We start from the raw sequence: 5240 nt of genomic DNA on the forward strand, positions 1-5240 counted from the left end.
TATTTGTTGTGCTTGTAGCCTCGCGACCATGCCATGTAAAGCCATTTTGAGGGCTTCTCTTCCCGAAAGCCCATACCCCAGCGTCACCAGGGCCTTTTCAGGGTCTTCTTTTGTATAGACGATAATGATATGTACCGGGGAGCTATGCACCACTTCCAGGAGCGTAAAAGTTTGCGGGAACCGCTGAATTGTTGTCAGAAGAAATGTCAGATCAGGATCAGGTGCTGGCATCTCCTTCTGCGTTAGTTCAATGACTGCACTCTGCATACGCAGAAGCTCTTCTATATGTAGAGAGGTGAGAGCAGAGAGCATCCCGCTGATCTGCACATCTCGAAACGTTGAGCCTACCGCGAATCCAGCCAATGTTTTCTCAAAGCTTCTCTGACTGTTCAGTTCTGAATATGGATAAGCAGCTGCCGCGGGTACATAATGAATGTTCTCTGAGAAGAGAGAAAATGCAGGAAGCCATCTGAGCGGCTTGTCTTGTTCATTCAGATGTATGCCAGACCAGGTTAAAAAAGCTTCTGGAGCGATAGCTTGTTTGTCGATCTTATGCACATCCTCTCTGGTCATGAGCAGCATACTTCGCGCGTCTGGTAGAGCCATCGAATAGTGGCAAACCGCTTCCAGGAGAGCGGCGTAACGCGCCTCCTGTACGTTTTCAGGGCTATACATTGTGATTTCTGGATGTGTTCCTTGCGCAAAGATCGAGGTAGAAATCGACAGTTTTGTACACCGCAGAGGAATTTGCTCAATGTCATCATCTTGAAAAGCGCCGAACAGGCCAAAGGAGGAATCCATCAAGCGAGAACTTCTTTCAAGGAGGTCTTTGCTGGTTGTTGGATGATCGTGCACTCCCACAACAAAATCAAGAAGATGATGTGTATATATGTCAAGATCGACCAAAGAACAAAAAGGGCATCTGGGGTGTTTTACGAGTAATTCACGCTTTGATGCAAGTGTTTCAATATCTCTCACTATTACAATGTTTTTATCTTCAGAAGGGGTGATACCTGTGAATACTTTGAAAAGTTCAAAACTGAGGCTATTCCCCAACATATTTATCACAGGATAGGACACAGCAGACTCTTTAAAACGGAACGCATCCTTTAAGGCCAGGGTTTGCCAGAGCATACGAGCGCTATCCGCATCACTGTTGGCAGCAAGTCGCATCTGTCCGCAGAACCAGCAAGGATCCGTTATTGTCGGATTCACCAATGGGCCAATAAATGCCTTTCCGTTGAAAATATGTGCCGGAAGAAACTTGATGCGGCGAGCGAGACATTTCTGATTGAGTTCAAAGATCTCGTCGAGAGAACCATTTTCTGAACAGTAGACCACAATATCGTAGGTGTCCAGGTAAGCATCGGAGCGATGTGATGAAGCATCGAGGAGGGAGAGAGAGGCTTCGATACCATGCTGCCGCAGATTGTCCACCGTGGAAGTAAGTATCTCTCTATACCTATGCATTGTATCGGTAGGAGCAAGCAAGAGATCCCGTAAGCCATTGTTGAGCAGTGAATTGCCGAGGGCGATAAGTGCCTCCCCGGAACCAACCAGCAGGATACGGCTCTCACGGAAGTCTTTGAAACGTTGCTGCGGGGTGTCAGCATAATGATCAATGAATTCTATTTGTGGCCGAAAATAGTGATAGACCTCTTTTGCCAGCAGCGCAGGATCTTCGGGAGATGCGTCCTTGAGAATGCCCTGTTGGATGAGTTCATGTGTACATTTCACGATCATATCGGAGACCGTTGGATTCATACCTCGGCAGAGTTCCTCAAGCGTGTGTGTTCCATCCAGATACGTGCCAAAAGAGGAGAACCAGCGAACAGCACTCCTCCCTTTCAGGAGGAAATATCTCCCATCTCCAGTGAAGAGCAGATTCCCATTATCGAGTTGAAAGGCTATAGTTTGCCTTAATTTAGGTCGGATAGTTGTAAGATGCGGCATAAGCCAACCTTCTCCTATTTGCTACTAAGATGATCATGTTCAAGCTGGTATTTATGAAACGCGCGATGTTTCCGGCTATTCATCTCCCATCGCGTCCAGAGTGGATATATGATCACGACTGCGATCCCAAAGTACAAGAGGCACCAACTCCAGGGACCAAGATACCGGTCGAGCAAGTGTGTATAGGAAATCGCTAGCGTGGTACACCAGATCGTTGTGTAGCTGATCGAAAATACTCCATAGAAGAGAAAAATCAGCTTTTCTCGAAAATTACCTCGAAGCATCTGCTGAGCTGGTGGTATCTGTGTAAGCCCGAGTTTATAGAGCAGGCGTCTCACATTTGAAAAGAGAAAATTAAACGCTTTTTGTCTTAAATTCTCGATACCCAGGAGATCTGCCAGCAAATAATAGCCATCGAGCCTGATAAGTGGATTAAAATTGATAATAGCCCGTATGCAGGCGACCAGCAAAATAAGGATAATGCCGGTCCATAGCCAATGGATACTCGCTCCAAGAGGGAGAAGAAGAAGGGCTAAAGAGGTCAGAAAGAAATTCATTGCCATGCCTGCACCATGAGTAACTACGCGCTGGGAACGCTTTGGAAACGCCCAGGCATCAGTGACATCACAATAACAAACAGGGCGGAAGAAATAGAGACCAACGCCGAAAGCCTGTACCTTGCCCCCGAAATGCTTGCAGGCAAAACCATGTGCCAGCTCATGAAAGAGACAGATCACAAAATCGAATGCGATGCTTATCACCACAAAACCAGGTAAGGAGCCATTCCATTGCGTCATTGTCTCGATCGTCTTCTGTATGGGCTCCTGGTAGTGAAGAGACAGAAGAAGAGCCCCTGTATAGAGAACAAGCAAAGCGACACCAAACCAGGGAGAAAAAACATATTTGAGGCGGAGCACCTGATAGACGCGATCCATCCAGAGATCAGTTGTGATCAGATCTTTACGCAGGAGCGAAATGCGCATGAGCCAGTGACGTTGGCTCTTGAGCTTTTTCTTCCTTTGCTCTGGTCCATCTGTGTCTGTCTCGAGAAGAAAAAGCCGTGCAAGTTGATCGACAGTATACAGGACGGAGGCCACATTCAGGCCCAACTCTGCACCTATCACGTCGGGAGTTTTCGTCCCATCCAGACTCTGCATAATACAGACAACCGCTGCGCTCAAGCGGAAGTAGCGGCCAGTTTGGGTATCCTTTACCAGGTAATGTTGTGGGGAAGTTTGAACATAAACCAGATCAGTGAGTACCCGAGGGTGTTGTTGTAGAGTATGTTTATCCTCTGTGGCAATGCTCATACTTCATTCTCCTTACACTGATCAATCATATCGATTATGTCTTTCATCTGAAAGTTTGATTCCTTACCCAGAAAATCTCTGTGTAAAAGAACTCCTCCTACCACAATCTCTTGCTAACAGGGCTGTCTTCGCCGAAGATTCCATCCCTTCTGAATACAGACGGAACCTTGATCGTGAACAGATTTTCAGGAATGCTTCCAGGTAGAGAGGCACACTGACAAAGCTAACCAGTGAACAGGAACTGCAGCTCCTTTTCTGAATATGAGTTGACCAGATCCCTGGTAACTCAATGGGGGAGTTGTGCATGTATATCTGGGTGAGACACATCTGCAGTTCCTGGCCTCTCCGCCCTAAAAAGCAATTCCTTTACAAGGTTTTCACCTGTGAGAGATCCAGCAAACCTCTTCACCAGTTAAGGTTGTTCTACCCTAAACTACAAACTACAAACACAGCCTTCGGACCCGCTGGTAGCACTACTTCCACCACCCTCAGTGGTAAGCGTGAAGGCCAGGCGGCTTTCCAGTTCTTCGATCTCAAAATTCAGGGTACTGAGATCTTCTTCCAGAAACTGCTTTCTGGCTGCATTGAGCATCTCTTCTGAAAGGCCGAGTTCTTTTTCCATTGTTCGTTCCATTGTCCGTTTCTCCTTTTCTGAATGTTCCTCGTGATATCACAGGGGCTAATATAAGCAGGCGGTAGTACACGATTCACCAGAACCCTCAGTGGTAACCGTGAAAGCTAAGCGGCTTTCCAGCTCTTCGATCTCAAAATCCAAGATATTGAGATCTTCTTCCAGAAACTGCTTTCTGGCTGCGTCAAGCATCTCTTCTGAAGAACCAGGTTCTTTTTCCATTGTTCGTTTCTCCTTTTTTACCTGACCCTTGCGCGAGAGGGTCAGTATCTTGACAACCATTGAAAGTAAGTGTACCGAAGAATACGGCTTGTTGAAACCTCCAGTAGAGCTAAAAAGGGGGCTAAAAAGGGGGCTAGTTAATAGAGGGGAAGCACCCGAATCGCTTTAACACTGATTTCTCTGGTTTTGAGAGATTCTAACCCATCCCATCCCTGCCTTGCCAATGTCGCAGCCCCAGGCCACGCAGAAAGCATCGACCGCAAGAGAGGAAAAAGATATTGGTAGGTGCCATATCGGCGCAACCCCACTCGCCGCCTACCCTACTTTTTTGGCACATTGAAAGATGAGTGTGTGTGTAAGGAGCACCGTCTACTCATCTCATGATGAAGCGCGATCAGAACTTTTTACCTCTATGGAGATGTATTACAATCGCGTTCGCTGTCATTCGGCGCTCGGATACATGAGCCCATGTATGTATGAACAAGTGGGGATCAACAGATGTAACGTAACGTTTGGCGTAGAGCAGTTTCCATGTTATAATAGAAAAGTCAACGTTACGTTACGTTACGTCAAAACGTTTTTCGTTCTCCTCATCTCAAACCTCTGGGTCGAGCACTGCATCGAGCTGATATGTCGGGGCAACGCCTTTGTGAAGCTGTTGTTGTTGTTCTACTAACTGCCGAAATGACGCACTTGATCTCCCAAAACCAGCATGGTCTATCTCTGCCATACAGGCTAAAATCGCTTCGAACGTTTCCCTCAAAGATCTCGCCTCTGATAAAGAGGAAAGACGTTCCAGAACATAGCGTGCAGGATAGGGATGGGTCAGCGGCGGTTTTAGATCCGAAATGAGGAAGGAACGTGCGAGAAGCTGGCGCAGGATACGATGCATCTGCTCCTCATTCAATTGAGAAAATGCCAATTGCAGCTCTGCGCAGAGTTGTTGATAAGGGATGAGGTAATTAGCATGTTCTAGAATATATTTTACTACTGGATTCATTTGTAATGTAATCGAGTGAAGTTGGTCTTTTTCATTTCCTCTTGCAAAAGAAAGAAGAGCTCGTGACCCAACGATATGCACAGCCTGATTGATTACCACACGAAGCTGCTGGGCATACTCCTGG

5 protein-coding genes and 1 pseudogene are annotated in these 5240 nt (G+C 46.7%); 1 reads left to right on the forward strand and 5 read right to left on the reverse strand.

Features of this window, described 5'->3' with window-relative positions; translation table 11 throughout:
- From F1593_RS27155 to F1593_RS28775, 4 genes are all read right to left on the reverse strand, one after another.
- On the reverse strand, positions 1-1953 hold a 1953-nt coding region (locus F1593_RS27155), incomplete at its 3' end, for a TOMM precursor leader peptide-binding protein (protein WP_149404687.1).
- A 14-nt stretch (positions 1954-1967) separates the two neighbouring features.
- A complete protein-coding gene (locus tag F1593_RS27160) occupies positions 1968-3263 on the reverse strand; it encodes a site-2 protease family protein (protein WP_149404688.1) in 1296 nt (431 codons plus the stop codon).
- A 433-nt stretch (positions 3264-3696) separates the two neighbouring features.
- On the reverse strand, positions 3697-3897 hold the full coding sequence (locus F1593_RS27165; protein ID WP_149404689.1) for a hypothetical protein: 201 nt from the start codon (positions 3895-3897) through the stop codon (positions 3697-3699).
- A gap of 45 nt (positions 3898-3942) precedes the next feature.
- Complete coding sequence (locus F1593_RS28775) at positions 3943-4116, reverse strand: hypothetical protein (protein ID WP_172632502.1); 174 nt, start codon at positions 4114-4116, stop codon at positions 3943-3945.
- Between the two features lie 324 nt (positions 4117-4440).
- Here F1593_RS28775 and F1593_RS30190 point away from each other — a divergent pair.
- Positions 4441-4609 (forward strand): annotated as a pseudogene (locus F1593_RS30190) (IS3 family transposase); the annotation flags it as partial.
- Between the two features lie 102 nt (positions 4610-4711).
- Here F1593_RS30190 and F1593_RS27170 read toward each other — a convergent pair.
- Positions 4712-5240 (reverse strand): lantibiotic dehydratase (locus F1593_RS27170; protein ID WP_172632503.1); only part of this gene is annotated, 529 nt, incomplete at its 5' end.

This window comes from Dictyobacter arantiisoli, assembly GCF_008326305.1.
Lineage (GTDB): Bacteria > Chloroflexota > Ktedonobacteria > Ktedonobacterales > Ktedonobacteraceae > Dictyobacter > Dictyobacter arantiisoli.